The 26,632-nt window shown below is 64.2% G+C and carries 29 protein-coding genes and 2 tRNA genes; 8 read left to right on the top strand and 23 right to left on the bottom strand.

All coding sequences use genetic code 11. From position 1 onward, the window contains the following. Positions 1–24 precede the first annotated feature (24 nt). The 4 genes from ACLNGM_RS15270 to ACLNGM_RS15255 all read right to left on the bottom strand — a co-directional run bounded on the left by ACLNGM_RS15270 (position 25) and on the right by ACLNGM_RS15255 (position 1,937). Positions 25–1,071: an ROK family protein gene (locus tag ACLNGM_RS15270; protein ID WP_416355595.1), complete on the bottom strand. Its 1,047-nt coding sequence runs from the start codon at positions 1,069–1,071 to the stop codon at positions 25–27. Positions 1,072–1,418: 347 nt separating this feature from the next. Next, a tRNA-Arg gene (locus tag ACLNGM_RS15265) sits at positions 1,419–1,494 on the bottom strand. 16 nt (positions 1,495–1,510) lie between these two features. After that, complete coding sequence (locus tag ACLNGM_RS15260) at positions 1,511–1,816, bottom strand: ETC complex I subunit (RefSeq protein WP_055884617.1); 306 nt, start codon at positions 1,814–1,816, stop codon at positions 1,511–1,513. Between the two features lie 44 nt (positions 1,817–1,860). After that, positions 1,861–1,937, bottom strand: a tRNA-Pro gene (locus ACLNGM_RS15255). Between the two features lie 253 nt (positions 1,938–2,190). Between ACLNGM_RS15255 and ACLNGM_RS15250 the strand changes: the two genes are divergently transcribed. Continuing rightward, entirely contained in the window at positions 2,191–3,189 is a 999-nt protein-coding gene (locus ACLNGM_RS15250) for a hypothetical protein (protein ID WP_416355594.1), read from the top strand. 285 nt (positions 3,190–3,474) lie between these two features. Continuing rightward, on the top strand, positions 3,475–3,714 hold the full coding sequence (locus tag ACLNGM_RS15245) for a hypothetical protein (protein ID WP_416355593.1): 240 nt from the start codon (positions 3,475–3,477) through the stop codon (positions 3,712–3,714). Between the two features lie 234 nt (positions 3,715–3,948). Here the strand turns inward: ACLNGM_RS15245 and ACLNGM_RS15240 are convergent, their stop codons facing one another. Further along, positions 3,949–4,293 (bottom strand): hypothetical protein, encoded by a 345-nt coding sequence (locus tag ACLNGM_RS15240; RefSeq protein ID WP_416355592.1) that lies wholly within the window; start codon positions 4,291–4,293, stop codon positions 3,949–3,951. 19 nt (positions 4,294–4,312) lie between these two features. On the opposite strand from ACLNGM_RS15240, the gene ACLNGM_RS15235 reads away from it, so the two are divergent. Genes ACLNGM_RS15235 through ACLNGM_RS15225 form a run of 3 tightly spaced genes read left to right on the top strand, consistent with a single transcriptional unit; the run spans position 4,313 to position 5,407 of the window. After that, positions 4,313–4,552, top strand: a complete 240-nt coding sequence (locus ACLNGM_RS15235) for a hypothetical protein (protein ID WP_416355591.1) — start codon at positions 4,313–4,315, stop codon at positions 4,550–4,552. A gap of 4 nt (positions 4,553–4,556) precedes the next feature. After that, positions 4,557–4,727: a hypothetical protein gene (locus tag ACLNGM_RS15230; protein ID WP_416355590.1), complete on the top strand. Its 171-nt coding sequence runs from the start codon at positions 4,557–4,559 to the stop codon at positions 4,725–4,727. Continuing rightward, complete coding sequence (locus ACLNGM_RS15225) at positions 4,724–5,407, top strand: thermonuclease family protein (protein ID WP_416355589.1); 684 nt, start codon at positions 4,724–4,726, stop codon at positions 5,405–5,407. The genes ACLNGM_RS15230 and ACLNGM_RS15225 overlap by 4 nt, the downstream gene beginning before the upstream one ends. Here the strand turns inward: ACLNGM_RS15225 and ACLNGM_RS15220 are convergent. From ACLNGM_RS15220 to ACLNGM_RS15200, 5 genes are all read right to left on the bottom strand, one after another. After that, positions 5,404–5,919: a hypothetical protein gene (locus ACLNGM_RS15220; RefSeq protein WP_416355588.1), complete on the bottom strand. Its 516-nt coding sequence runs from the start codon at positions 5,917–5,919 to the stop codon at positions 5,404–5,406. The genes ACLNGM_RS15225 and ACLNGM_RS15220 overlap by 4 nt on opposite strands. Next, positions 5,916–6,227 (bottom strand): hypothetical protein, encoded by a 312-nt coding sequence (locus ACLNGM_RS15215; RefSeq protein WP_416355587.1) that lies wholly within the window; start codon positions 6,225–6,227, stop codon positions 5,916–5,918. Before ACLNGM_RS15215 ends, ACLNGM_RS15220 begins: the two co-directional genes overlap by 4 nt. Positions 6,228–6,396: 169 nt before the next feature. Beyond that, a complete protein-coding gene (locus tag ACLNGM_RS15210) occupies positions 6,397–6,840 on the bottom strand; it encodes a hypothetical protein (protein WP_416355586.1) in 444 nt (147 codons plus the stop codon). Beyond that, entirely contained in the window at positions 6,840–7,478 is a 639-nt protein-coding gene (locus ACLNGM_RS15205; protein WP_416355585.1) for a lysozyme, read from the bottom strand. The genes ACLNGM_RS15210 and ACLNGM_RS15205 overlap by 1 nt, the downstream gene beginning before the upstream one ends. Next, a complete protein-coding gene (locus ACLNGM_RS15200) occupies positions 7,465–7,698 on the bottom strand; it encodes a hypothetical protein (protein ID WP_416355584.1) in 234 nt (77 codons plus the stop codon). Before ACLNGM_RS15200 ends, ACLNGM_RS15205 begins: the two co-directional genes overlap by 14 nt. Positions 7,699–8,842: 1,144 nt before the next feature. Here ACLNGM_RS15200 and ACLNGM_RS15195 point away from each other — a divergent pair. The 3 genes from ACLNGM_RS15195 (at position 8,843) to ACLNGM_RS15185 (ending at position 10,708) form a co-directional block, all read left to right on the top strand. Beyond that, on the top strand, positions 8,843–9,157 hold the full coding sequence (locus tag ACLNGM_RS15195; RefSeq protein ID WP_416355583.1) for a hypothetical protein: 315 nt from the start codon (positions 8,843–8,845) through the stop codon (positions 9,155–9,157). Between the two features lie 335 nt (positions 9,158–9,492). Then, positions 9,493–9,876: a VanZ family protein gene (locus ACLNGM_RS15190; RefSeq protein ID WP_416355582.1), complete on the top strand. Its 384-nt coding sequence runs from the start codon at positions 9,493–9,495 to the stop codon at positions 9,874–9,876. A gap of 514 nt (positions 9,877–10,390) precedes the next feature. Further along, positions 10,391–10,708 (top strand): hypothetical protein, encoded by a 318-nt coding sequence (locus tag ACLNGM_RS15185; RefSeq protein ID WP_416355581.1) that lies wholly within the window; start codon positions 10,391–10,393, stop codon positions 10,706–10,708. A 107-nt stretch (positions 10,709–10,815) separates the two neighbouring features. Here the strand turns inward: ACLNGM_RS15185 and ACLNGM_RS15180 are convergent, their stop codons facing one another. From ACLNGM_RS15180 to ACLNGM_RS15120, 13 genes are all read right to left on the bottom strand, one after another. Continuing rightward, entirely contained in the window at positions 10,816–12,021 is a 1,206-nt protein-coding gene (locus ACLNGM_RS15180) for an acyltransferase family protein (RefSeq protein ID WP_416355580.1), read from the bottom strand. Positions 12,022–12,120: 99 nt separating this feature from the next. After that, complete coding sequence (locus tag ACLNGM_RS15175) at positions 12,121–12,393, bottom strand: hypothetical protein (protein WP_416355579.1); 273 nt, start codon at positions 12,391–12,393, stop codon at positions 12,121–12,123. After that, positions 12,393–13,952, bottom strand: a complete 1,560-nt coding sequence (locus tag ACLNGM_RS15170; RefSeq protein ID WP_416355578.1) for a hypothetical protein — start codon at positions 13,950–13,952, stop codon at positions 12,393–12,395. The genes ACLNGM_RS15175 and ACLNGM_RS15170 overlap by 1 nt, the downstream gene beginning before the upstream one ends. Beyond that, on the bottom strand, positions 13,949–14,272 hold the full coding sequence (locus ACLNGM_RS15165; protein WP_416355577.1) for a hypothetical protein: 324 nt from the start codon (positions 14,270–14,272) through the stop codon (positions 13,949–13,951). Before ACLNGM_RS15165 ends, ACLNGM_RS15170 begins: the two co-directional genes overlap by 4 nt. A gap of 15 nt (positions 14,273–14,287) precedes the next feature. Continuing rightward, complete coding sequence (locus ACLNGM_RS15160; RefSeq protein WP_416355576.1) at positions 14,288–14,683, bottom strand: hypothetical protein; 396 nt, start codon at positions 14,681–14,683, stop codon at positions 14,288–14,290. Positions 14,684–14,862: 179 nt separating this feature from the next. Next, positions 14,863–17,229 (bottom strand): hypothetical protein, encoded by a 2,367-nt coding sequence (locus ACLNGM_RS15155; RefSeq protein WP_416355575.1) that lies wholly within the window; start codon positions 17,227–17,229, stop codon positions 14,863–14,865. Positions 17,230–17,241: 12 nt separating this feature from the next. Continuing rightward, the gene (locus ACLNGM_RS15150; protein ID WP_416355574.1) at positions 17,242–17,505 is read right to left on the bottom strand and encodes a hypothetical protein; all 264 of its coding nucleotides are present in this window, start codon (positions 17,503–17,505) and stop codon (positions 17,242–17,244) included. A gap of 91 nt (positions 17,506–17,596) precedes the next feature. Continuing rightward, a complete protein-coding gene (locus ACLNGM_RS15145; protein WP_416355573.1) occupies positions 17,597–18,241 on the bottom strand; it encodes a hypothetical protein in 645 nt (214 codons plus the stop codon). Next, positions 18,238–18,573 (bottom strand): hypothetical protein, encoded by a 336-nt coding sequence (locus ACLNGM_RS15140; protein ID WP_416355572.1) that lies wholly within the window; start codon positions 18,571–18,573, stop codon positions 18,238–18,240. The genes ACLNGM_RS15145 and ACLNGM_RS15140 overlap by 4 nt, the downstream gene beginning before the upstream one ends. A 3-nt stretch (positions 18,574–18,576) precedes the next feature. Then, a complete protein-coding gene (locus ACLNGM_RS15135; protein WP_416355571.1) occupies positions 18,577–19,005 on the bottom strand; it encodes a hypothetical protein in 429 nt (142 codons plus the stop codon). After that, positions 19,005–19,880, bottom strand: coding sequence for a hypothetical protein (locus tag ACLNGM_RS15130; protein ID WP_416355570.1), 876 nt, complete (start codon positions 19,878–19,880; stop codon positions 19,005–19,007). The genes ACLNGM_RS15135 and ACLNGM_RS15130 overlap by 1 nt, the downstream gene beginning before the upstream one ends. Further along, positions 19,880–21,412 (bottom strand): hypothetical protein, encoded by a 1,533-nt coding sequence (locus ACLNGM_RS15125; protein WP_416355569.1) that lies wholly within the window; start codon positions 21,410–21,412, stop codon positions 19,880–19,882. The genes ACLNGM_RS15130 and ACLNGM_RS15125 overlap by 1 nt, the downstream gene beginning before the upstream one ends. Further along, positions 21,409–26,586, bottom strand: coding sequence for a phage tail tip lysozyme (locus ACLNGM_RS15120; protein ID WP_416355568.1), 5,178 nt, complete (start codon positions 26,584–26,586; stop codon positions 21,409–21,411). The genes ACLNGM_RS15125 and ACLNGM_RS15120 overlap by 4 nt, the downstream gene beginning before the upstream one ends. Positions 26,587–26,632 lie beyond the last annotated feature (46 nt).

Genomic DNA, 26,632 nt, shown 5'->3' with positions numbered 1-26,632 from the left:
GCCCTTTCGAGGGCCCGTCTCTCCTTACCGATTGACGAAGCTGCAGTTGCCGAGCCCGGTCCCCATCGTGACGGCAGCCCAGCGCTCGACATCCTTCATCCGGGGCCATTCGCTGAGCGCCTGAATCACCGCGTCGTTGTGAAGCGCCACGATTTTTTCGCGTATGCCCTTCTGTTCAAGGCGGTCATCGATTTCCTGCGGTAGCGAGAAGGACGGATCGCACCACGCGCCCGGCAGGTTCTGGCAGCCGTCCGAGAATTTGCCGTCGGAGCGCATCACACCCGGGCAAGAGATACCGATGAGCGCTGAAAGATGCAGCCCGTCCTGCTCGGCCCGGCGCAACATCTCGGCGATGCCGTCGACCAGTCGGTCCAGAAGAGCCTCGCGATCGACACCCTCCTCGGCGTGGCCCCACTTCTGGTGGTGAACGACTTCCGGCTCGGCTGACGACGCCGGCGCGCCCTTGTGGCGAACGGTGCTCCAGCGGATGTTGGTTCCACCGATGTCGACAGCAACGAAGCCTGGTGCCTGCTGGATGACGGACGAAGGGGCCGCGTAGGCCCAGCCGATCATTCCGGCCTCGTCGGGGGCATGATGCAGTCGGCTGAGTGGAACGGGCTTTTCGCCTTCTTGCAGAAGCCGTGTCGTCCGCTCGACGATTTCAGCCCCAACCAAGCCTTCCATCAAACCGCCGCCGCAGGCGATCCGTTGTGTTCCCTCCCAGTCGGCCGTGTCGAGAAACCGGACCAGAACATCGGCCAGATGTCGGGAGAAGGTTTGGATCGCCTGATCGATGATCCGCCCCTCGGGCGTTGTCGCCCGCTCTAATAGCGCGGCATCGAGTTCGTCGCCCCCGATCTCGTGAGTTCGATCGTGCCCGAATGGAGGCGCTTCGCGAACCTCGATCCTGTGCCTTTCTTCCCGCAGAAGCTCACGGAACCGCGAACCGCTGGCCAAGTCGCCGAGGAAGGCATTGCCGGCTTGCAACGGAAGACTGTGTCCCCTGACCTCGACGAGCGGCAGCGTTTCGCCGCCGTGGCGGATTGCCGGATTATCCGGGATCACGTTCATTCATGGCATTCCGAACTATTTCGTCTGAAGCCAAAACCGGTCCGAGCCCGACAGTTCCAAAAACTTTCCGCGAGGTGAGCCGCAGCGGCGCACGCCGGATGATGGAGGGCTTCGGCGACGTGTCCTACCGCGAGCCCGTCAGCTGATCTGCGAACCAGGGGCAGCAGGGAGTCAGACCTCTCCTGGAGAGCTCACGGCGTTGATCTAAGCAAGGTCGATCGCCAATCTGGTGGGCATCAGAGACTAGCCCGTCGAGAGCACATGATCCCGCGCCCGCAGGTCGCTGCCGGCGACTCCTGGAGCTCGGATGGACAGAAGTCTCTAGTGGACTCGGCACCAATGGACGCTGGCGACCCCGGCAGGATTCGAACCTGCGACCATCGGCTTAGAAGGCCGGTGCTCTATCCTCTGAGCTACGGGGCCGAACGCGCCGGACCGGTCAATGCGTCCAGGGCTGTGCGCGATCGTATCGGAAGTTGTCGGAATAGGAGACCTTAGGACGTCCGGCGATATGCTGTTCCTCGACGCGATACGGGATCCCGTTGCGCTCGGCATACTCGATCGCGAGTTCCTTGGTCTCGAACGAGAGGCGCACCTGCGAGCGCATGTCGCGCGAGGACGTATAGCCCATCAGCGGCTCGACGGTCTTCGGGTCTTCCGGCTCGTAGAGGAAGAGCCACTCGCGGGTTCTTCCCTTGCCCGACTGCATGGCCGTGCGGGCCGGACGATAGATGCGGGCCACCATGTTCTCGCCGTCTCCGAATACGTTGTCCTGCGGTGTTCCAGATATGGTCGGAGCGGCAGGATTCGAACCTGCGACCCTCTGGTCCCAAACCAGATGCGCTACCAGACTGCGCTACGCTCCGACAGATCGAGAAGCCGACCGTGCAAGGCATTTGCGGCGGCTGACGGTCAAAGTCAATCCGCAGAACCGGGCACAAAGAGCGAACCGCAAACAATCCGCCGACAGGATCACCGGAATATCACCGGAGGATGTTGCTCGTCCGTTCTGGTGCGGCCGTTCCGCGCGTCCGAACGCTACGAGCTGCATCGCGCGTTCGACGCGAGACCGCCCGCCCCCTTCGCCATCGGCTCTGCCCTCTATGCTGGAGGGGCGGAATGAGCGCGTCAGTGCGCCTAACGCAGATTGACGGCAAGCTGCCAAACCTCGCCCTCGCACGCCTCGGGGCGTGGCATCGGCAGCAGGGGCACGAGGTCCATTTCTCGCGTTCAGCTACGCGCGACGTGTTCGAGCCCAAGCGCTACGACTTCGCCTATGGCAGTTCGATCTTTGCGTTCAGCAAGGAGAAAGTTGAGCGCTTCGCCGCCAATTTCCCCGAAGCGGCGATCGGCGGGACAGGCGTAGATCCTGACGGGGAACGGACGGTCGAGAAGATCGCGCCCGGTGTGACCGATCTGGCCGACTTCACGTTCTGGCCCGACTTCAACGCATCGCTAGGCTACACGCAGCGTGGATGCCGGCTGAAATGCAGGTTCTGCGTCGTCCCGAAGAAAGAAGGTGCGAACCGTTCTGTCGGCACGCTGCACGACATCTGGCGCGGCAACGGGCGACCGAAACACATTCACCTTCTCGACAACGACTTTTTCGGCCAGCCGTGGTGGCGCGAGCGGATCGAGGAGGCGAGGACGGGCGGCTTCAAGCTGTCGTTCAGCCAGGGTATTAACGTCCGGATGGTGACGGATGAGGTTGCCGAAGCGCTGGCCTCTGTGGATTTCCGCGATGCCTCGTTCGGCAAGCGCCGCCTCTACGTCGCGTGGGACAACCTCAAGGACGAAGGCGTGTTCATGCGAGGTGTGGATACGCTGGAGCGGGCTGGCATCCGCCCGACGCAGCTCATGGCGTACATGCTGATCGGCTACGACAGAAAGGAGACATGGGAGCGCATTTTCCACCGCTTCGACGCGATGGTGGCGCGAGGCATCGACCCGTATCCGATGCCGTTTGATCAGACGAGCCGCCCCCACAAGCGCTTCCAGCGATGGGTTGTGACGCGAGCATACCGGAACGTCCCATTCGATCGCTACGATCCGAGCGCCAAGGGTATTCGGTTCGATCGGCAGGGCAAACAACTCGACATCTTCGGGGAGGCCGCATGATCCCCCTCCCCCTATCCGTCCCCTTCGGCTGGTCTTGGCGAGAACGAGAGGTGGAGAGATGAGGCGCAGCTACCTGATGCACACGCCGTTCGGCAGCTTCTGCGCCGTCTGCCAGTCGCCGGTCGGCTTTGAGGAAGTCGATTGGGACGAGTGCGATACGTGCGGGGGCGAGGGTGTCGGAGAAACCGACACTCTTTCAAGCGACTTCGAAGATGACGAGGTTCCCTCCCGCTCCCCCACCCCCTCAGAGATCGGCTGGAGACAGAGACAGGGAGGGAGCGAAGCATGACGGTGAAGCTGACGAAGGCGCAGCACGACTATCTTGGGCTACTGGCCGCGGGAGATCGACGCTGTTCGGCAAGCTACAAGCCTGCAATTCGATTGCTGCGCGATGGTCTGGCGGAGAGGCAGCGAGGCTCAATCTGGAAGACGAGCACGATGCTGCTTTCCATCACCCCAGCCGGCCGCTCCCTCCTCTCCCCCGAGGCTCCCGCTTCCAGCAAGGAAGAAGGTGAAGCGCGATGAAGCCACGACAGATGATGTTCGTAGGCCTCCTGACGCTCATAACCAGCATCATTGTCGAAATCGCGAAAGCCGACATTGGATCGATCGCGGTCTTTGCCTTCGCTGGCGGGTGCGTCTTCGGCAAAGGGTACGGGATATGGGAAGAGCGAAGCAGCAAGCGATCCGCCTAACCCCTTGCCCTCCCCGTCCCCCCTGTGCTTCCTCGGGGGATGGGGCGCAATCCAGACGGCAGTATCACATCGGCACGTCTTTCCAGACCGGCCGCCTGAGCACCTGAATCGACGTCAGCTTCCGCAGCACCTTCCCGTTCTTCTCGTGAGCCGGAAGGTCCTTGCCGATGACCTCGACGTAATCGCGCTTCCCGCAATCCTCGCACTTCAGGCGCCGGCGTAGACTGTCGACCTCGACGTTCCCGAGGAGCACCCGCATGTCAGCCGGGCTGTAGTAGCGCGTCGTCCGGCAGAAGTTGCATGCGACCTCGACGACCAGGCCGAGCCGTTGAGCGTCATCAAGAAACAGACCATGGTTGTCGCGCGGGGGCATCGAGAACGGATAGAGAACGTTCGGACGATTCGACAAGATCGAAAAGGGGACATCGATGCCGCATCTCTCCAAGCTGACACCGATCCAGATCCGCGCGCTCGTGCGGCTCGATGACGGCCACGGTCACATGGACAGCGTAGGCCAGGAGGCCGAGCAACTGTCGGACGCCGTGCTTGTCGCCTGCTACGAACTTTCGCACATGGGTCTGGTTGAGGCATCGTCCGGCTGGCGCGGCACGGTCTGGTTTCGCCTGACCGCACGAGGGCGGACCATCCGCGAAGTGGGAAGGACCTGACACCATGAGCGACGACAATCCCTGGCGCACCTTCCTCGCGCGGAGATCACACGGCGTCCGCGAGGTGCATGTGCCAACGGTCATCACGGACGAGCAGCGTCTGGAGGGCTGGGAGCGTGCAGTAGATCGCCTCGAGCAGGAACTGAAGCGCCAGAAGGGTGAAAAGCCGGAATGAGACGTTGGATTGCGCCGGCCCTTATGGCCTGCCTTCTCGCGACACCAGCAGTCGCACAGACGATCGAAGGCCTGGCGACCGTGACCGACGGCGACACGATCGAGGTGGCCGGCACGAAAGAGCGGATCCGTCTCTACGGCATCGACGCGCCTGAGAGCGGCCAGACGTGCGATGACGCCAACGGCAAGCGCTATCTCTGCGGATCGCGGTCGGCGGACTTCCTGGCGGAGCTCATCGGCCGATCCGGCCACGTCAGCTGCACGGAAGAGGACCGCGATCGCTACGGCCGCATCGTTGCCGAGTGCACCGCGCGCGGCGGGGAGGTCGTCAACGCGGAGATGGTCCGCGCCGGCTGGGCGGTCGAGTACAGGCAGTACTCGGATGGCCGCTACAGCGACGCCGAGGCTGATGCCCGTGCAGCCAGGCGCGGCATCTGGCAGGGCACGTTCACCGAGCCGTCGAAGTGGCGCCGCGGTGCGCGGATGGCGTCCGAGCAGGTTGCTCATGACCAGCCGAAGGGCTGCACGATTAAGGGCAACATCTCGAAGTCCGGTCGGATCTATCACATGCCCGGACAGGACGCCTACGAGAAGACGAAGATCGACGAGCGCCGCGGCGAACGGTGGTTTTGCTCGGCGGCGGAGGCGCAGGCTGCCGGCTGGCGGGCGGCGAAGCGCTAGCCGAGCCCTGCGAAGCGTCGCAGCGCCGGGGCACCGCCTTGGGCGTCCTTCCGGCGACGCCAAGCGAGTTCCTCGTTCACCAGGATCGTAAACTCGCGCGGCCGTAGATCCTGCTCGAGCGGGAACAGGCGCTGCATCGGATTGCAGGCGAAGCGCAGCGTTCCCTTATAGACGGCCTTGCCCGGCGCCGCCGCCATCGGCACCGGCACCCGGATCGTGAACCTCTGCCGACCCTTTTCGACGACCCGTTCAGAGCGCGAGATCGGCCACTCCACCTGCATCTCATCGATGATGTAGCGGAACGCCACGATCTCGCAGCGCGACGCCCACACGACGTCGTAGTCGATCTGGAGGAAGTCGCCCTGCCGAACGTCGCGGCTGAGGACTTCGGAGACGCTCGAGGCGACCGGCTCGCGGTCGATGATCAACCAGTAAGCCGGGGGCAGCATCAGGGCGCAGACGATCGCGGCAACCGTGTTCGGGAACGTGAGAATGCGACGCAGGCGGCTCATTTGCTTAGCCCCTTCAGGATCTCGCGCACGACAAGCAGACCGCCGGACATAGCAGTCAGCCAGACGGCCACCGTCTTGAGCGTTGCCATCACCAACGCCCAGGAGCGCCGCGCCTGCACCATCTCGGCGATGTCCGGCTCCATTCGGATCAGGTTCTCGACCCTCTCCCTGTCTTCCTCGTCCAGCCATTGCACGGCTCCCGATGGGGGGTAGTACGGTTCACCCCGACCGACATGCGGCGGGTCTCGTTCGTCTCGCATGATGCGCTCGGCCAGCCGGCGCGGCGGGTCGTCGTTGTCGTCAGCCACCGGCTCTGCCTTTCGTACGCGTCAGGGCGAGCCCTGGGATTGAAGCGCGACCGCCGCATCGGCGAGCGCGTTGTGTCTATCGCGGCAGGCGCCGAGCGCTTGCCGGTCCCTGCCCCACAGCCGCACGGTCTCGGCTGTCGTCAGGTCGCGCTCGGGAAGCGCCACTGCATCAGCGCACGGCAGCAGGAGCGCCTGCGGGATCGTTGCGAGGCGCGGCGCGACCGATACCGTCGAGCGCGTTGCGCAGGCCCCGAGGAACGGCAGGGCGGCAAGCAACAGCGCCGCGGTCAGCGGCAGACGGGATCGGGACACGGTTGGCCTCCTGGTCGAGGGCAGCTTCAAGGTTGGATAGCTGGGCAAGGCGCTCGGTCTCGCGCTGGTGGAAGTCGCGCTCGATCGCATCGATACGGGACTGCGCCGCGCGGCGATCCGCTTCGGCCTTTGCCTCGGCTTCACGCTGCCGGGTCTCCCAGACTACGCGCTCGGATTGCACACCGGCCTCGCGCGCCGCCGGCAGCGACACGAGTTCGGCGTAGAGCCCGCCGACGAGCCAGCCGATCACAAGGCCGACGACGAGGACGATCGCGGCCTTGATGGCCTCGAGGGCGCCCATCACTTCAGCCCCGACAGGCAGGTTTCGGCCTCGCCAAGTCGCTGCGCGTCGCCCATCTCGCGGCGTTTCACGAGCCCTTTGACGACCTGGCCGCCAGCCTTGCTGAACGCGGTCTGCGCCGCGCAGGCTTGCGCATATCGACCGGCGGAGACGTGGCGCGCCGCCGTGGACCCGACCGCAGCGCCGACGCCGAAGTTGTAGGCGCCGGACAGGAGCGAGGCCTGCACGCTGATCGGCGCGTCGTTGTACCCCTTCACGCGATCGACGAGCGGCAGGAAGTAGTCGGAGATCACACGCCGATTGAGCATCTGCTCGCACTCGGCTTTGGTGAAGCGCATCCCGGCCGTGACGGGCTTCCCGTTGATGCGGGTCTCGCCGTAGCAGATGTCCCAGATCTTCGCGTAGGGATCCCAGTGCGAGGTCAGCACCAGACCTTCCCATGGCTTGATCAGCCGATCGACCGCGAGTTGCACGGCCGGCGGAGTGATGCCCTTCGCGATGGCAGTGCGCACAACCGCAGGCGTGACGGACGGTTGCGTCGCAACGTAGGCCGCCCACCCGCCGGCAGCCGCCGCGAGGACGGCGCCGAACACCGCTGCCTTGCCTCGCTTGGAGGCTGCAATTTTACCGATCGGCATTACGGCCTCCGGACAGCGAGGACTGCGCGACGAGGCGAGCAACGAAAGCAGCGCCGATCGTAAGGCCGGTCAGAAGCGTGTAGCCTCGGGTCGGGATCGGCAGGCTCTCACCGAACGTCTGGAGAATGAACTCCAGCGCCGACAGCCCGAAGGCGAGGATCAGGAACCGGACGGACCAGGCGCGCGAAAGCACCCGGCGCCAGTTGGCGACGAGGGTCATGGAAGAGGCCTTTCGGAAAGAGAAAAGGCGCCCGAGTAGGGCGCCTTGCGTGTCACGTCTTAACCAATCCTAAATCGAACTATTGTCGATCCGGCGGATATTGGTAAATCAATTGCTCCAGGCCCACCAACACCTTAAGACTTTAGGTTTTTTGCAATGCAGTACAGCAAGCGGCCCATCTACCGCCCGGCGCCTTGGTCGAGATGGTTCGCGTGGCGCCCTGTATCATTGCCCGTTTGGTATGGGACGAAAACCTACAGAATTGTTTGGCTGCAGTGGGTGCTGAGGCGCAGAAACCGAAAGGGAGCCTGGCAATACCGCTCCCCCAAGCCTGTTGAAAGACCAACCTGGGTCGACGCCTACTTGCAGAAGGGGCCGACCGTTGTGCCTTTCCGCCCGCGGTCTATGGTGTCGAACCTACAGCCACAAAACGAGCAACAGAAGCCAAACGACACTGGACAGGAGAAGGCCGAGAAGAAGGCCTGAGGCGGGACGCAGTCGCTCTGGCGTTCCGCTGTTGGCTGTTCGGTGAAAGGCAGGTTTGGCTGTTGGGCGCGTTGCTAGCGCTTCATTCTGCATTTCGGTGTCCCTCCCGAAGTCCAAACTTTGGCGGCTACTCGGCGGCAGCTCTTGTCGTTAGGTCTGAGCCTTTTTGACTCCTCCAGAGCATGTAAGGTTGTTGAGCGGATTTCCCACACCCCGCGGGCAGAGAACCCCGTCCTTTTTTGCCCTCAGCAGAGCGGAACGAATCGTTAAGCGTACTGTGGTCATCTACGACCTAGCAGTCGGGCGCGTTGCGTAGGTCCGACAAGCGAAAGGCGTCGGGCCTCCAAGCACCCGGCGCCTTTCTCGTTTCAGCACCCCGCCATTTGGGGTACGGGTGATTTCTTAAGCTGTTTGCGGGATGATCTGCCTCGCGCCAACCTCCTGCTGAGCTCGGCGCGGAGACCCGCTCGGCAATCGACCCCCTAAGTTGACGCCGAGCGGGTCGTCATTTGAGGCGGGATTGACTCTGCGGTTTGACGCGGGCGAACTTGGCCGATCGCGAGCACCTTCCTACGGTATTCCCGCGAAGACCCGTCTGGTTCCGCCAGCTCCGGGCGGGTTGCTCTAGTTTTGGGAGGGCGCTGTGGCGGAAGGCAGAATGAAATCCGTCCTACTTGCCTGCTTGCTCGGCATCGTCGGAATGCCCAGCCAGGCAAAGGATCTTACGTTCACCGCAGGCAGGATTGCCGACGCCTCCGTCAGGTTCTCTAGCGTGTTCCACAAATCGCGAGACGCCTCCAGATTGCTCAAAGTGGCCGACACAGGATCTGCAGATCGTTTTCGGAAAGAGGTGTTAGCAGTACCGCGCGCCGGCAGAGTGACATGGTCGATCCTTCTGCCTAGGCGCCTGCCGAATGTTGAAAGTGTCGAAGCGCGTTCACAGGCGATCAACCTGCGTCATCTGCAGCACTGACCCAGCCATTCACTGTTCGGTTGACTCCGACCGTCGGAGCTGGCGAACTTCAGGCTCGCGTCCTCGCTCCTATGGTCCGAACGCGAAGACCCGCTTGATCCTCGGCCCCACATGAAGTGGTCAAGCGGGTCGCTGTGGAGTGAGGCGAATTTCGTACCAACCGCAACCCTGGACATAACCTACACGCACGACTTGTGCTTCTCTAGGCGGTTACGCTAGGGCAACGGAACTTCCATCGCGTCCCCGCATGGAAGGTTTCTTGCCGCGTCACCTAATCTCCAGTTTGGGTGACGCGGTTCTTTTCCTTTGAATTGGCACGGTAAACGATGGAGGTCTTGAGATCGTTTGCCGAGCGCGCACTGCCGCGATTGCTGCAGCTCGCGGCATGGCTCGCACTGTCAGTCATCGTCTTCATTACCGTCTCGCCGATGGAATTCCGCCCCCATGACATTGTTCAGGTCAGCTATGACCGGGCGCTGGCCTTCACCATCCTCTCAGCACTCTTCGTTTTCGCCTACCCCAAACAATGGCTATCCGTAGGCGTGGCGCTCACCGTTGCTGCCGGAGGTTTCGAATTCCTGCAAGCGCTATCCCCAAGCAGACATGCAAGACCGAGCGATGCGCTGGTGAAGGCCGGAGGAGCCGTACTTGGGGTAGTCCTAGCTCGTTCGCTCAACGTTTGGCGCGAGCGCCGCAACCAAGCAACTGAGCGGGGCTGAGGCTTTGCCCTGCGCGGCTGGCTTGTCGTTTTCCTCATCGCATCGGCAACTTGGGTAGCCGATGTGTAGACCCGTCCGGTATCTAGAGCTCCGGGCGGGTCGCCCTTTGAAGTGAGAGTGGCAGCTCTTTGGCGCGTTGATGACGCTGCGGCCACACATCAACCACGAATTGAAACGCAGGATGGTGGCTGCGCCGCAATGAGATAAATTGCGGCGCAGCGACAAGCTTGTTGGGGAACCGGCTTGTCGTCAGGCCCGGGGAACGGGCAACTCTGTTTCCCGGGCCGCCTTGGTCGGCAAGCGTGAACGCTGCCTGAACAGAATAACCAAATAGTTAAAAAGATCGAGAACCGCTGCCCCGATCGCGAGGCAGACGGGGAACTCAATCTTTTGACGCAGGGCGGCGGCATGAGAAAGCTCGGCTGGGGGCGGGTCAGGGCTGACTGTTTGGGGATTGCAGGTTGGCTGATCAGCCCTCTACAACGCAGCGGTCGCAACGTTGTCGGAGGATGTTATGAACGCATACACGTTCAGTCCGGATCTTGTGTTGATCCGAGATTACTGCCGGCTCGCCGCACGTGACGGTGGTGCGATCACAATCATTCCGGGTTTATCTTCCAGCGAGGAAGTGCGAGCGCTGCAGGCAGCTCTTAGCCTCGGGTATATGACGGAGAGATCCTATGTCACCGTCACAGATGATCGGATCGAATATGCCCTAACTGACGCGGGGTGGAATCTTGCCAGGGAGCAGGCGCCGAATGAGCCGCCAATATGGGCCCCTTTCCGCTTTGTGTCCGGCGTCTTCGATTTTCTTTTCGGGAAACCGAAATGAGCCAAGCAAGACCATCGGCGGCGGATAGTGCAGCGCTACCGACCTTCCAGCAGATCCAAAACTCGACAGCGTAGATCAACGCCGCCTCCTTCGATCCTCATCACGAATTACGCTTTCGCTTCCGCAGCCCCAAGGCCCTGGTTCCCCGCAGGCCGGAGCTTGGGAACAGGCCCCCCGTTGAAGAGAACACTGAGGAGGGTGGACCGTCTCACGATCTCAAACACGACGACGGATCCGATCACCGTCCCCCCACAGATCAGAGCCATCTCGATGTAAGGATCCAATCCGATGTCGAGAAGCGCCCCACCAAATGCAAGTAGGAAGACCTCGTGAACTAGGTAAATGCAGAATGACGCCTCTACGAAGTACGATACCGTCCGAGAACGTCGGTTCAGAATCAACCGCATCGCAACATAGAAGAATTTGGCGGCGTAGAACCCCGCAAGGCACTCCACCGATATGCGGACGAGCGTGAAAATCCTATCGACTGCGGAGCTTCCGGACGGGCCATCGGGATAGAAAGCGAAGTACGTCACGAAATACGACAAGAGGGCAAGTGCAGCAATGGGAAGTTCCCAGCGCTTGATGTGCAAAAGGCCCTCAAAGGATCGACGGGTCGAAAAAGTCCAGTAGCCGATCGCGAAAAACGGCAGGTACTTTACATACAAGTTTGCATACTGCTTGAGCGTGGGAGCAATCCAGAACCATTCGCCAGCCACTTTCCCTGCTACGATTGCCAGGAAAGGCGCGAGCATCAAACCAACAAGGATGCCGACTTTGGCAATCAAGCTATTCCCGGATCGATCTTGACTAGCGGCTGCGCTAACGGCCAAACGCGGGTGCAAAAGCGCGAACGTGCCGCAGTACATCAACAGGGTGACCAAAAACCATCGGTGATGCACCCATTCTGAGATGGGGGCGTCGGTCGCCAAGGCCCACGCCGAACTCCATGAGATACCGTCTTGGTGATACAGGGCGATGCTATTCTCAAACCATCCGAGCAGTAGGGTCGTTGCGACCAACGGTATCCCGAGCTTCCAGGTCCTCCCTTTCATCCAACTCTCCGGCGTGCCCTTCTGGAGCAGCATCGCTGCGAAGAAGCCACTTAGGATGAAGAAGGCAGGCATTCGGAACACATGGACTGCAGCGCTTATAGCACTCGCGAGGTAGGACGCATCCGGCGAGTCAATCGAGTAGCCGTTCGAGACGCGATAGATTTCTGAGACGTGGAAGGGGATGCCCAGCAACAGCATCACTGCCCGCGCCGCGTCGAGAAAATAGACACGGCTGCTTGGTGGCAGTGGCGCAGACATCGAACATCCCCAGCGTGTATAGTTCACATTCCGTACGACCGAGGGCATTCACGCGTCAATCAAATTCGCGTGCCAGTTAAGGGGATCACTTTCGTAACCTTACCTTGCGGCGCGCATACCGTCCTCGAGCGGCGGCTCGGGCGGGAACGCCTCGTCTGTGTCGAGCGATACGACCGTCAGCATGCGGAAAGCGTCGCGTCGATCCTCGAATGCCGGGTCGAAGATGACGCGCTCCGGCAGCACGAACTTGTTGATGTGCGGACCACCGCGGACGGGCACCGGATCGAGCTGGTTCTCGTCATTGGCCGTTTCCTCGCGGAAGCGGGCGGCCTGTAGCTTGTCCATAAGCAGGAACGGGCGAAGGTTGGCCATCAGACGGCTCCAACGTTGGTGAGGAAGGTGTTGATGCGGTTGTGCAGGGCCTGCACTTCCGAAGCGGTCAGGCCGGATCCGGTCGTCGCCGCCGACAGACGGTCGTCCGTGTAACCGGCGCCATTCCTGAGTAGGTATGCGGGACCAGTTGGGATCGCTGACGATGTGGTCATGTCAGCCTGACCCTGCGCGCCGTTGCGATAGTAGGCTCGAGCAAGAGCGCCCGTGCGGGTCAGTATGCGGCCGCCGAGCGAGGTCTCTGCCGCGCCGAGATTGAACGAGGCCGAGTCGTTAATGCGAGCCTGTCCAGCGCCGGACGTATGCGGCTGGATGAAGCTACGGGTCGACTGCGACGAGCCGATGTGGTTCCGCAGTCCGTCCGTCGCCCCCTGCCCCGAGCACCAGACGCCAAGATGCGCCGAGTTCAGGGCGTAGACGTTCCCCGTCGCGTTGAACGCTTCGCCGAAGCTGAGATGCGAGGACAGGTTGTCGCCAGCATAGCCTCGATCGACGACGAAGGCAGGCGTGTTGACCGCGGCGAGCGACTTGGCGGGCGCGCGAAGGTTGAGACGAGCGGTCTGCGCGTCGTGTGCCGCCATGATGCAAAGCCAGTCGAGCTTCGACCAGAGACCGTCGGCTTTCAGGTTGAGGATCAGTGCGTTGTAGAGCCACTTGCGCTGCGAGCTCGGCTGCACCGTCATCGCGTTGAAGGCGGCCTGGGCATCGGCATCATAGCTGCCGCCGGCCTCGAGCAGCAGCGCACCAGACGTTAGTCCAACGCCCGTCGCACTGCCGGCCAGAGCCGTCGCAGCGAGAAGGGCCCCGGACGCCTGCCCTATGCCCGTCGCCGCGCCCGCCCGTTCCGACGAAGCCTGGACCGTGCCGGATGCCGTGCCCCGCCCGACCGCCGTGGCGACGATGGTGAGGTCGAGAAGCAGCATGCCGTCAGCGGTCGCCCGTCCGGTCGCCATCGCCTGCAGCGTCAGATCGGTGCCGAGACGCAGCATGCCCGACGCTTGCGCCCGGCCAATAGCCGCGCCAGCGAGTTCAAGCGCGACGGAAAGCTGCCCCGCCGTCGTCGCCCTGCCTGATGCGGTGCCGGAGAGGTCAAGGGCGGCCGCAAGACGTGCCGTCGCCGAACCAGACGCAGCAGCAACAGCGGCGAGATCGAGCCACGCGCCGAGCGTCGCCGAGACTGTGGCCGTCCCGAACGCAGCACCGGCGATCTCGCGATCCGCTCGCAGCGAACCGATTGCAGCGGCGGAGCCTGCGGCCGAGCCCACCAAAGCGAGTTCGATCGGCGGCAGCGCGCTTCCGCCCTGGAACTCGAACTCGTGCACCACGCCGTCCGACATGATGACGCGCACCGTCACGACGCCGTCCGGCGACTGCGTGCTCGAGAAATCCACGACCGCCGGTGCCGAGGCGCCTGGGATGCCCGCTACGCCCGCAATGTCGATCGGGGCCGTCAGGACGGGCACGACCTTGACGGGTACGCCTTCGGCAGGACGTACCGTGATCGGCTGGCCGGTCGCCGGGGTGATGACGATCGCGTTCATGCGCGAGGCCTCGTCGGCAGCAGCACGACCGGCACAGTGACGATGACGCCGATCGCGATCTCGTCACCGCCTCGATCGACAACGAAGTTCGTGACGACTGCGTCCTTCGCAAGTCGGGCCATGGCGCTCGTCTGCGCCTCGTCGAGTTCCACGAACAGCCGCGCCCCTTCGATGCGCGTGATGGCCGTGGCAAGCGGCAGTCGATCGGACGCGTACTGGCGAAACTCCGCCCGCACCTGATCGCCCGGCTGGAAGAAGCCTTCGGGGAAATCGAAGGCCTGGCGCCAATCGAAGCCGATCGCGATGGGATTGGTCGTCATGGCGCGGGCCCTCGCTTACTGCACCGTGAGGGTCAGGCTGTCGACCGGGAACGAGACGTTGGTGTTGGCGCCGATCGACTGCGCACCGCCGGTCAGCGCCCCGTACATCAGAAGGTTGCCGCCGCTCGCCGCATCGAACAGGGCGAAGTGCGAGACGGTCGCCGAGGCCGCCGCTGCGCCGTAGTTCACGACGGCCGAGTTCTTGATCACGCCATCGTTCGGGGCACCGAAAGCACCCGCCACCCGGCCCGCGGCGCGGATCGTCGCCGTCACCTCAGTGCCGCCGGTGCCCGTATCGGTTGGATCACCATTGAACAGAGCGACGTAGAGGGCTGCGGGAGCGCTCGGCATCGCGGTGCCACGCAGCCAGTTGCAGATCGCGGCTTCGAGGTAGTTTGAGAATGCGGACATGGCCGAAGGCCTCCACTCTTGGATTGACGATGCGGAAAGGTCGCAGGGGAAGGACGCTGCAGCGCAATACTCGCGCAAGCATCGCGCCCTAGCTCACCGCTCAGCAGCAAGCATGTTGGGGAACCGGTTTGCTGTTCTGCCCGAGCGGAGTTCAATCCTTCGCTCGGGTCATTCTTCGTTCAGAACGAGCTGGCCACGATGTCATCGAGGTGCATGGTGAAGCCGTTCGGCATCGAGGCCATGTTGAAGGCGAGCACGATGTGCGTGGCCCATTCCGGCGCGTAGCCATCGTGAGCCGCCGTCGCGTCGACGCGGGTCGTCTTCCAGGACAGGCGCGTCCAGTCGAGACCGGCGGCGAGATCGAGCGCGATGACCTGATTGGTGATGGCCTGCCGCGTCGCCGAGACAATCGGCGCGTCCGAACTGTCGCCCTGTGCCAGCGCCGCGAAGTAGGTATCGAAGAACAGCGACTGGTTGCCACTAAGCCCCCCAAGCACCTTCAGGTACAGCTCGCCCCCGGCGGCATGCCCGCGCTCGACCGGGACTGCGACGTACGCGAGAAGCGATGTCGTCCCGATGCCTGTCTTCTGCACCTTCAGCGAGCGGCCGCCGGTGCGGAACACGACGTCGTCGGCCGTCATGACTGCCGTCGCATTCACAGCGCCGTAGGCCGTCAACGACTTCAGGCCGTTCCCACCGACCGGGTTCGACAGCGTGATCGACGCACTGCCGTTCACCGCCGTGATCGAAGTTCCCGGAATGACACCATCGCCCTCAATGGTCATCCCGACGACGAGGCCGGTGTTGTCGCCGGTGTTGATCTGCACCGAGCCGCGCGTCAGCGTGCCGGTGAACGCCTTCACCGGTCCCCACTGGATGGTTCGGCGATCCGGCTGCTTTTGCTTCGACGTCGAGGTGAGCCAGGCGTTGACGATGACCGGCTGGTTGTCGAGGTCGCCGAGGATGCGGTTGTTCAGCGACGTGCGCGACAGGACCGGCTCGGTTTCCTTGCCCGTGCCGCCGCGGATCTTCGACTTGATCCGCCCATCGCCCACCGCCCATGCACCGCTGGTCGTGCGCATGTTGTAGACGTCGGTCCCCTCCATATCGACCGTCGCGTTCTTGGCGATCCGGAAGATGGCCTCGGCCTGCGGCGTGGTAGATCCGTCGACCTGGATGAGCCCGCCATACAGCTTCAGCGTCCCGCCTTGGACGTCGAAGCGGTACTGCGTCTCGGAGAAGCCAGCGACAGCGGCATCATCGGCCGTGTGCTGGTTGGTCTCGAACCAGCCGCCATGCGCTTCCAGCGTGCCTGTGCCGACATAGAACTGGCGCGAGAAGTCGATCGAGGTGCCGAACAGGCGGAACGCCATGCCCCGGTTGCGAATGCCGCATTGCCCGGCGCCGAGGTTGCCGCCAAAGAAGGCGATGTTCTCGCCGGCATCGTCCGGGTTCTCCATCGTCTCGACGCAGGCCAGAGCCGCAGTGAACCGGCAGGAGTGGAAGTTCATGAGGTAGGCGCGGTTGCCGAAGAGAAGGCCCCGCCCGACGCCCTCGGACGCATCGACGTTGTAGAAGTTCACGCGCGAGGCAAAACTCTCCGTCGGCGTCTCGAACTCGAACATGTCAACGAACGACGACTGGTCGGATCGACCCGCCAGCTTCAGGTTGCTGACCTCGCGCTCGTTGTGGCCGCGCAGGCGCCCGCCGGTCGGCGTCTGGATCAGGAAGCAGGTGTTGTCGGGCAGCACCTTCACGCTAATCGAGCGGATGCTCATGTTCGCGCTGGTCTGGATGCGCAGGAACGGGTTGGCCGTCAGGATGCCAACGTCGTACTGGATGAAGGCGCCCGGCTTGTAGGCGCCGTCCTGGTTCGAGATCGTCTTCGACTTACCCGACACGCCGCCCGTTGCAAGGTTGCCGGCGCGAAAGCCGACCGTGATGGAGCGGTAGGTGTTCGCCCCGACGGTGATCGTGTTGATGTAGCCGACCTCGACGACGACGCGCAGCTTGGCCCCGGCGGGCGCCGCGATCTGTCGGCCGACCTCGAGGAACGAGTAGACGTCCGACGGCGCGTCGAAGCGCATCTCGCCGTTGGCGAAGACCGGCTGCCGGTTCGAGTTGGACGTCACGACCCAACCGGAGCCGTCCTGATCGAACGAATAGTTGCCGACGAGCTCGGGCGACAGCGCCGGGTCGGTGAAGCTCTTGCCGCGGAAGTCGATGCGCGCGCCATTGCCGAGCAGCATGGTCCGGCTGGGATCGAAGGACAGCTTCGACTTCGGATAGTAGGTCCGGTTCGGATCGAGCGAGACGACGCCCCCGAGACCCGAGTTAGCGACCGAGGCCGCGTCGAGGGCCGCCTGAAGGCCGGGCGCGTCGTCCTTCGTCGGATCGTTGCCGAGCGCGCTGAACGCCTCCGGCAGAAAAGCGCGAGACATGAGGCGGGCAAGGTCGGTCGCCGACGCACCGCCACCGCCGGGCGTGCCAGAACCGGAACCGGACGACGCCGCAGCGCCAGCCATGCGAGAAGAGAAGGCAGGCATGGGAGGCTCCGGTTACGAGATGCAGATCTTCGACGAGCCGACCACGGCTCGCGCATAGACTTTCTGCGCGGCGGTCAGCCCGATGAAGGACATGGCGGGGTTGAGGTTCGTCAGCGTGTGGCCGGTGTCGACGCCTGAGGCCGGCGTGCTTTCGGCGACGCGGATCAGGACGGGCGCCACCCGCGTCTCCAGCGAGACGTAGACGTCCGACACCCCTGAGGCGACCTGCGTCCATTCGGTGTTCAGAAGGTTGCTGTCACGGGTATTCTGGACCATGGGGCCTCACAGGATGGCGGGCACGAAAAAAACGCCTCTGAGGGCGCCCGTGCGGAAGGCAATCGATTTCAGGCGATCGGAGGAGGTCCGGTCACGGCACCCACGAGCTGCCGTAGACAGCTTTCGCGAACGCCAGCGCATCGTCATAGGAGGTGAAGAACGTCACGCAGCCGACGCCGAAACCTCCAGGAAACAGCTGTCCATTTTGGGTTGTAACCTCGCCAGCGCCGAGTCCTGCACCGGGTTGCTGTGAGCTTGAACCCCTTTGCCCACCAGCCCCGCCGAAGCGACCGCCTCCGTTGCCGCCGACGCGCGGCGAAAGGGTGCCTTGCGTTCCAGGATACTTGCCGGCCCCTGCAGCCCCTCGAGTGTTGCCGGCATCGGGAGCGCTTGCCGCCGTCAGAACCAACTTGTCGCTGATCGTGATCGTGGTTGCCATGACTGCAGCGTGGGAGGCATCGATCGTCAGGTTTGCGCCAGGCGACACCGCGACGATTGCATCCTCACCAGCGCCACCGCCGCTAATAGCTGCGGCAGGATTAGAGCCGCCAGTGAAAGCGAGCCCACCCCGGCCAAGTCCTTCAACGAAGGCATAGGCAGCGCCGTCCGGCACGACGCTTTGCTTGACCTGCGTGACGGGTGTTCCCGCGAACCAGACCTGGCCGAGGATGCCGCCGCCAATCCGATCGCTCGACCGCTTGACGGGCCGATCAAGCCCGCTGCGAAACGCGGTCATGCAGCCTCCTCATGGATCTTGGTAACGAGCAGGTAGATGTCGCCGCCGGCAGACGCCGCCGACTGGATGCTGTCGCCGGGATCGAGCGTCACGTTGGTGGAAAGCGTTTCTCGTGCTCGCACCGTGGTGTTGACGCCCATGACCGGACGCTGGGCGTTCGACGCGCTGCTGTCGATCAGGATGCACTGCGTGATGTCGGCCGGGTTTACGCCGTCGATGTTGGAGAACCGGAGTTCCACGACGCGCGTCTTGGCATCGGCCGACGCGTTGGTGACGATCGTCTGAAGGGTCGTCGTCAGCGTAGCGCCGCCGAGGATCGAGGTGCGGGCCATGGCTTATGCTCCGAAGGCGCGGTTGTAGGAGATGGCGTCGTCGAGAAGACCGGCCTGCGCGGCGACGAGGTTCGCCTGCGCCGTCTGGACCTGCTGCAGGGCGGTGTTGACCTGCGCCGACAGCGCCGACAGGTCGATCTTGACCGCACCGCTCTGGATGGGGCCGTCGCCGACCTGCACGGTGGAGACCGGCCCGCCCTCGACGAGAAGGGCGGCAAGCTGCGCCTGGTCGGTCAGATCCTGGACGAGCGCCAGCAGCGCCTGCGTCTCGCGCACGACCGCCGATCCAAACAGTGACAGGTCGTCCGCAGCGCTGATGTAGTTGCGCTGGCCGCCCTGCCCGAGGCCATACGGGTTCGTCGGCGAGACCTTGCCGATGTTGTAGAGGCCGAGCCGCGTACCGGCCGCGGCTTCCTCCGGTGTGAACGCCATCAGAGAAGCTCCTTCAGCCGAAAGCCGATGTTGGCCCGCTGGAACACCACCTGCTCCCACGGCAGCAGCTCCTCGAAGCGGGCGAGGAAACTGGTTCGCGTGAGGTTCGCGGCGTCGTCAGGGTCGTGGATGTAGAAGACCTCGCCGTGCTTCCCGGCCCGGCGCATCATCTCGAGACCGCGGTCGAGTGCCTCCTGCTGCGGTAGGAACTCGAAGCCGATCGCGAAGGTGCGGAACGGCGCGCGGACGTCAAAGAACTCGGCACCGGACAGCGCGGCCTCGACCGTCGTCAGCGAGTTGAAGGCGAGCGCCGACTGCCCGTAGCTCATGTTGTGCGAAGGCTGCCAGCCGGTCGCCATCCAGAGCCGGCCGAACTGGAGGAAGCCCGCCTCGTTGTCGTCATCAATCAGTTCGATGCGCCAGTGACGGAGGTAGTAGGGCTCGGGCAGGACGTGGATCGCGTTCTGCGTGAAGCCTTCCAAATCCTGCAGAAGCGGCTTCTGATCGAACCAGTTCGCCTGCTCGAACGGCGTATCTTCCGGGTAGCCGAGCGTCGGATAGACGTCCGTCTCGATCTGGTAGGCGTTGTCGAAGTAGGAGCCGTCGTCGTCCCAGCCCGTGATGCGCCAGCGCGCGACGGGCGAGAAGTTGTGGTTCACCAGCACGATCGCCCGGACCTCGCCGTAGGCATCGAACGTCACCTCGAACTGCGTGTCGGCAGGTGCTGTAGATGCGGACCGCGCGATCTTCGACAGACGGCGGTTCTGAACGTTGGCGAGCGGCAGCACCCAGTTGCCGCCCTTCAGATCGGCCCCGGGCGTCGCGCCTTTCCGGACGTCCGACAGGTTCGGATAGAGGAACAGGCAGCGAGCCATCAGCGCCAGAGCTCCAGTTCGGTGACGTTGGTCGCATAGGTCGAGACAATGCCGGTCACGCGCGCGGGCACGCCGTCGGCCATGCCAAATCGATCGGGGGCGAGGGTCACGACGTCGCCGAGGTCCAGCGTTGCCACTTCGTCGCTCGCCACTTCGACGTTGAACACGTCGCGCCGGGCGCCGTAGATCGTCATCAGCCGGTTCGCCTCGGCCAGCGCGTCGTCGCGGTTGGCGAAGCAGGTGTCGAAGGTCAGCTTCGGACCCTTCGGGTGCCGAGCCTCGTTCGCTTCGCTCTTCACCTCTTCGACGCGCCATTCCTGCGTCGCGAAGGATCGGAAGGCCTCGGTGGTCGCGACGCCCTTCAGATCCTGTTCGCTGTAGACCGTGTTCGACCGGCCCCAGCGCAGCGTGATCGACGGGGACGGTACGCCCTGCCCGTCGTCACTTGGCGCCGAGCGCGAGAAGCCCTCGCCGCGGTCGAGGATGTTCGTCTCGTCGATCAGGATGGCCCCCACGCCGATCGGAAGCTCCAGCCGGCGCACGCGCACAATCCCAAAGCGATCGATGCTGAGCGAAGCGCCCACGCTATTCAGGACGGCCATCGCGACCGAGAGGATCGTGACCTCGTTCGTGCCGATCCACAGGCCGCATTCGGCTGGGTTGGCGGCGTGCAGCGCGTCGAAATCGCCCGCCGACAGCGGGATCGTGCCCGGCATCATCCGCTGCACGATGCGCGCAGCCGAGCGGTCGGCGAACGTCGCGCCTTCATAAGCGTCTACCGTCAGACTGCCGGACGTCGTCTGCGTGCGGATCAAGCCGAACGCCAGGCAAGTCGCGTACTGGCCCGCCTGGAGCGTCGCGGCCTTCAGCAATGCCAACGTCGCGTAGTCCTGCGTCGCCGTCAGCAAGACGCCGGTGTCGTAGGCGGCCGTGATCCCGTCCAGCCGCCGCGCGACGCGGAAGATGCGATTGAACGGATCGACGACGATCGGCGGGATGGTGCGCGCCGTGCCGAATAGTTCGGGCACCAGCACGTCCTTCAGGTCGACGTTGCCCTCTGCCTCGGTGGAGTCGCCGGAGGTCGTGGTGCCCTTGAACCGCTGCGTCTGGAGCGGCTCGCGCAGGAGGTCGAGGCGATCGCGGATGCGGATTTCGACCTTCCGGCCTGGGAACGTCGCCTGCTCCATGGTGCCGACCAGAATGGTCTGGCGGCTCGACCACGGCGCGTCGACGTCCTCCAGCCCCCAGATCGTGAACCGACGTCCGTCAAAGGCGAGATCGAGCAGATCGTCCAGTTCACCGTCGGCGTTCACCAGCACGATGTCGCCGCCGCCGACCGACGATTCCCCGCGCGTGCGGCCGCGGCTGAACAGAAACCGCTCGTAGTTGCCGGGGTCGGCGACGCGCTCCTCGAACTCGGTGTTGGCGGGCGTGTCCGTCGGTAGGGTGACGAAGGGTGCCGAGCCGTAGCGCAGCACCCTTGTCTCCCCGGTCGCTTCCACGACCGGCTCCATCTCGATCAGGTAGATCATGCGGCCTGCTTGTTGTTCGACGACCGGCGCGCGGCGAGTTCGGCCTGGCGGGACGAGCGAGTGCCCTCCTCCGTTGCCACGGCGACGCGCTGAAGACCCGAGCCCGTGGTCGTGACCTGCGCCCGCATGAGCGACTTCAGTTCGCGGACCTCGGCGATCAGCGCCGCACTGTCGCCGGCACCAGCCGAGGCGTTCGGCATGTCCGGCATCCGCGCGACGCGCATAGCGTCGACGCGAGCTGGCCCGCCCCAGGCCGCGACGTCACGCTGGTTCCAGACGACCTCGCCGCGATGAACCATCCCGGCGAACTCGTTGATACCGCCGGGGCCAGTGTAGCCACCGAGCGCGAAACTCTTGCCAGCGAACTGTGCCACGATGCCGTCGACGATCGGCTGGATGATGGCCTGCTGCTTCGTCGACTGCTGCGTGATCCATTCCAGGAACTGGCCGCCACCGAAGTTGCCGCTGTACTGGATGCCGGCACCGGACAAGGCCTTGATGATGGCCTTGTTCTGGTCCGCCATCGCGCCCCAGTTCCGGTTGCCGTTGATCGTCTCGTAGGCTTTGTCGACGGCCGACTGCGCCTTCAGGAAGTCCGCCAGCAGGCCGGACAGGCCCTTGGTGCTGGTGACGATGTCCTCAAGGAACGTCGCTTGTCGGCGCGCCACGTCGAGCTCGGTCTCCATCTTCGAGGCCGAGGCCTTCAGGGTGGAGTTGATCTCAGCGTAGACGGCGCCGTAGGCCTCGGACGTGGCATAGTAGGCCTTGGCCTCGTCCAGATAGTCCTGGCCGACGCCGAGCAGCTTGTCCTGCGCCTCCCGGTCGCCGCCGTTCGCCTTGAACAGCGTCTCGCGGTAGGCCTTCTGGGCGGCGTCGAACTGCTCCTTGCCACTCAGCGTCGACAGGTTGTCGTCGAGAGCGATGTCGGACAGGAAGTCCGTGATGCTCTTGATCCGGTCGACCGTCCGCTCGTACTCGGCGCGCAGCAGGCTTTCGGCCTCGGCCCGATCCGACACGGCCCGGTCGAAGTCCGCCTGCATCTTCGACGTGACGGCGAGCGCGACCTTCGCCAGCTCGGGGAACTTCTTCTTTAGCTCCTCCAGGGCCTGTGCCGTCAGGTCTGCGTTCGACACGATGTCCTGCAGCGCGAGCTCGAACCACTTCGTGACGATCGACGGGTCGACGCCGAGCAGCTTGGTGTCGTTGAGGCTCGTGTCGCGGTTCTTCACGAGGTCCGCGATGTCGTTCAGGTAGCCCTTGCCGGACAGATCGTTGATCTGCTGCTGGAACCCGTCGACGAAGGTCTCGCCCATCTTGGCGATCGCTTGGCTGAGACGATCGTCGATGTCGGCCGCCGCGGCTTCGGCCGTCCAGCCGAGATCAGTCAGCACCTTCTGCAGGCCAGCGGCAGTGCCGCGGAAGCCGTCGAGGCTCTTCTCGACGTCCGAGGTCGTCTCCGCCGTGTAGAGGAGCGACAGGGCGTATTCGCCGGCGGCCACCTTCGCCTCGGCGATCGCCTTGTTGCGCGTCTCCTCCATGGCCTTGGACGCTTCAGTCCAAGCCCCGTTGACGCCGACGCCGATATCGTCCGATCCGAACGCGATCGACACGTCGTCGATCATGTCCTTGATCTGCTTCTTCAGATCTTTGGTCGCCGCTCGGCCCTTGGCGAACGCGCCGCCGAGGCCTTCACCCGAGGATAGATCCTCCACCATGTCGGTGAAGCCCTCGCGGAACTCCTCCTGCATCTCCATGAACCGGGTCCACATCTTGGTCCCGGTCGACGCGAACTGCGCCGATGAGTTGCCCTGGCCGTACTTCCAGGCGTCGCCGCCCACTTTCCGGAACTGCGCGAAGGCCCCTTCCTGTTCGGTGATCCACTGCCGCAGCTGGCCGTTGCCGTCGCCGGACAGCGACTTGTCGAACGCCTCGTACTGCGGGCGCAGCTCTTCCCACTTCGCCGCCTTGTCGCGATGCGCCTGCTCGCGCTGCTTCCGCGCTCCGAGGATGCCGCCAAGGATACCGAGCGCAGCGCCGCCGACGACGCCCAACGCAGCGCCCGCTCCTGCACCGATGCCCAAGAACGACGAAATCGCCCCGCCCGCCTGGTAGCCCCCGAGGGCGCCGGATAGGCCGCCGGACAGCGGGGATCCTGACTGATAACCGGAGCCGAAAGCGCCGAGACCCGCTCCGAGTACGCTCATCCCGGCTTGGCCACGAGGCCCAAACAATCCAGCGCCAGCAGATGACGCCGAATTGGTTTGCCCGCCCACGTAGTTCTCAACGGCGCGGGTGTATCCCTTCTCCGTCCCGGTCGCGGTGGCCTTCTCGATGACCCGCGCGTCGCTCTTCGAAGACGCGACGTTTGAGCCGCCATACTCCCCGTAGGCCTCATTCGCGAAACGAAGCCGCCCGGAGTAGTTGTGCGAGTTCTTGACGCCAGTGTTGTAGCCGTGGGGCCGCTCAAAGCCGAGGAAGGCTTCGGTGGCCTCAGTGACATTGGTCGCTTGCAGGAGTGCGCGGTAGGCGCGGCTTTCGGACGTCTGGAGCTCTTTCCAAGCGAAGTTGAGCTGTCCCTGAAGATCACTGCGCCAATCGGAACCGACGAACTTCTGCATAGCGGGGCCGCGATCGTTCCACTGGAAAAGGCCCAGCGCCGCCCCGCCATCACCACGGGCACCGATGTCGAAAGCACTTTCCGCCCGCGCGTTGCCCATGATGCCGGCAATCTGGTGTGCCGACAGGCCCTTTCCGGCGAAGAAGTTCCAGACGCGCGCTGGCACGGACTGGCTCGCGACACTGGCAGCCTTGGAAGCGGAGAACCCCTCACCGGTTACGAGCGGCGGAAGCGGAGCGCGGTCCACGCGGCCGATCGGAGCGGTGTAGACCTGGGGCGACTGGCTCAAGGCCTGACCGACACCAGACGCAATCTGCCCGGCATTCAGTCCAGTTGGCTGCGAGGCTCCAAACAGACCACCGAACAGCTTTTCGAACCCCTGCGACGCCAGCTTGTTACCAAGCTGCGCGAACGCGCCGACGAAGGATTCTAGGATGCCCTTGCCGGACGAGAGCGACGAGAAGAAATCGCCGGCCGCATCGCGCAGGCTCTCGAATGCTTCCTGCTGCTTGTCGAGTGCGTTCTCCAGCGTCGCAATCTCGCGCGCATTATCGACGTAGCTCTGGCCCCACGCGCCGTTCAGGTCGATGCCCTGACGGCGCAGGTCGGCTTCTGCCTGCAGCGTGGCGAGCGCAACGCGGCGCGCGTCGTCATTCATGCCGATCATGCCGGCTTCGGCCTGAAGCTGTCGGAGCGACTGCTCTTGCGACGAAAACAGCGAACGCCGTGTCGAGATCTCGAGCGCCTCAAGTTCAGCGTCGCGCGCCGCGGTCAAATCGCGGACAGCAGCCTCCGAGCCCTCGGCCAGCCTGATCTGCTCCGCGAACTGCGCGTTCACAGCCGCTACCTGCGCAGCGTAGCCTTCGAGGCCGGCCTGATCGCGGGTATCGCGGGCTTGGCGAGCAGCCTCTGCAGCCTCCCGCTCAGCCTGCGCATAGACCATCAGCGATGCGGCCGAAGCTTTGCGTTCTACCTCGCCCTTGTTCGCCCCCGGCTCCGACAACGCCAAGCGCTCGCGCTCAGCCGCCAGAAGCGCGCGCTCGGCGACGGTCTGCGCGTTGATACCCTTGATGTCGAGCTCGCGCCCCTGGCGCATCACCTCCTCTTGGCGGTCGATCTCCTTCAGCGCAGCAAGGCGCTGCGCCTCGGCCGTATTCATCCGGCCTTCCATGGCGCGCGGATTGTCCTGCAGCGACTGAATGGCAGCGACACGCTCGCGATAGGCCTGCTCGATCTGCTCGCGCTGAGTGCGGTTGTTCGGCAAAAACTGGTCGAAGGCATCCGTTGCCTTCTTGTAGTTTTCGGTCGCAAGCTCGCGCTTCTGCTCGCGGATGGCCGTGGTGATGGCCTTAATGCGAGCCTCGACCTCAGCGGCCTGCTTGGCGCCTTCCAGCATCCGATTGCCGAGCTCGCGCAAGTCATCCGGCAAGCGGTCGTCGAGCAGGATCTTCTCGACCTCCTCGCGCAAGGACTGCGCCGACCGACGTCCCGCCTCGAACTCCGCACCGAGGTAACCGAACGTGCCCTTGTTGGTCGCGCCCTCCCCCATGCGGAACAATTCGCGCATCGGGCCGAGTGGATTCAGCGTCTCCAGCATGCCGGGCATGCCGGCATCCACCAGCGTGTCGCCGATCGCCTTCTTGGCACGAATTTGCTCCTGGGCCAGAAGTGCAAGCTGGCGGCGCGCGTCGTCCACCGACTGGATCATTGCTCGGTCGAAGATGCGGCCCATCACGCCGCCGAGGTCGCCCTGAGCCGTCTTTAGCGACTGGATCGACTTCTCGTAGGACTTGGCTGCTTTCTCGGCCTTCTCCATGTTCGCGGCCGTGTCGTTGCCGAAGTAGCGAGCAGCCGCAGCTGCTGCGGCAAGCCCGGCGATTGCAAGTGTGGTCGGCGTGATGAGGCCTAGAATTGCCGAGCCGAGCGCCTTCAAAGAGCCGCGGAGGCCCTGCGGCCCTTCCTCGAGCGCCCCGTAGACCTGGCCGATCTGAGTGGCGAACACCTGCGTGATGTCGGATCCCGAGGCCAGCATCGTGAAGGCGTCGTTCGCCTGCCGCGACAGGTTCAGAAGCTGGTTGCTCGTGAGCTTCACGTTCTGGTTGGCTGCGACGAGCCCTGCGCCCATCGACGCCGCGCCTGCTGCCGTGGCAGCGATGCCGGCTGCCGCAGAGGATCCGCTGGCTCCAAGCGTGGCGACCTGTGCCGCCGCCTTAGTCGCAGCCGCTCCTGCCCCGCTGACGCTTGCAGCGACGCCCTGTGCGGCTTTCGAAGCAGCTTCCATCTGTGCTTCAACGCGCCCCATGGCGCCGCCCATGTTGCCGAGCGCGGCACTCTGGTCGCGGACTGCGCGCTCGACCTTCTCAATCGCGGCCAGGAGGCGCTCGACGGCCTTGGAGCCCGCCGCCATCCGCGTGGAGGCCTGTTCAGACGCCTTGCCGGCGCTATCGGTCGCCTTCTCGGCCTTGGTCGCGGAAGCCGTCAGCTTGTCGAGGTCGTTGGACGCCTTCAGCGCACCATCGCTCTCGATTTGCAGGCCAAGGACGGCGAGATCGGCCACGGGCATGCTCCAACGAAAAAGGCGCCCCAAAGGACGCCTGTGCAAA

Source organism: Aureimonas phyllosphaerae, assembly GCF_047943035.1.
Classification (GTDB): domain Bacteria; phylum Pseudomonadota; class Alphaproteobacteria; order Rhizobiales; family Rhizobiaceae; genus Aureimonas; species Aureimonas phyllosphaerae.
This window is presented reverse-complemented; position numbering and strand designations above follow the sequence as displayed.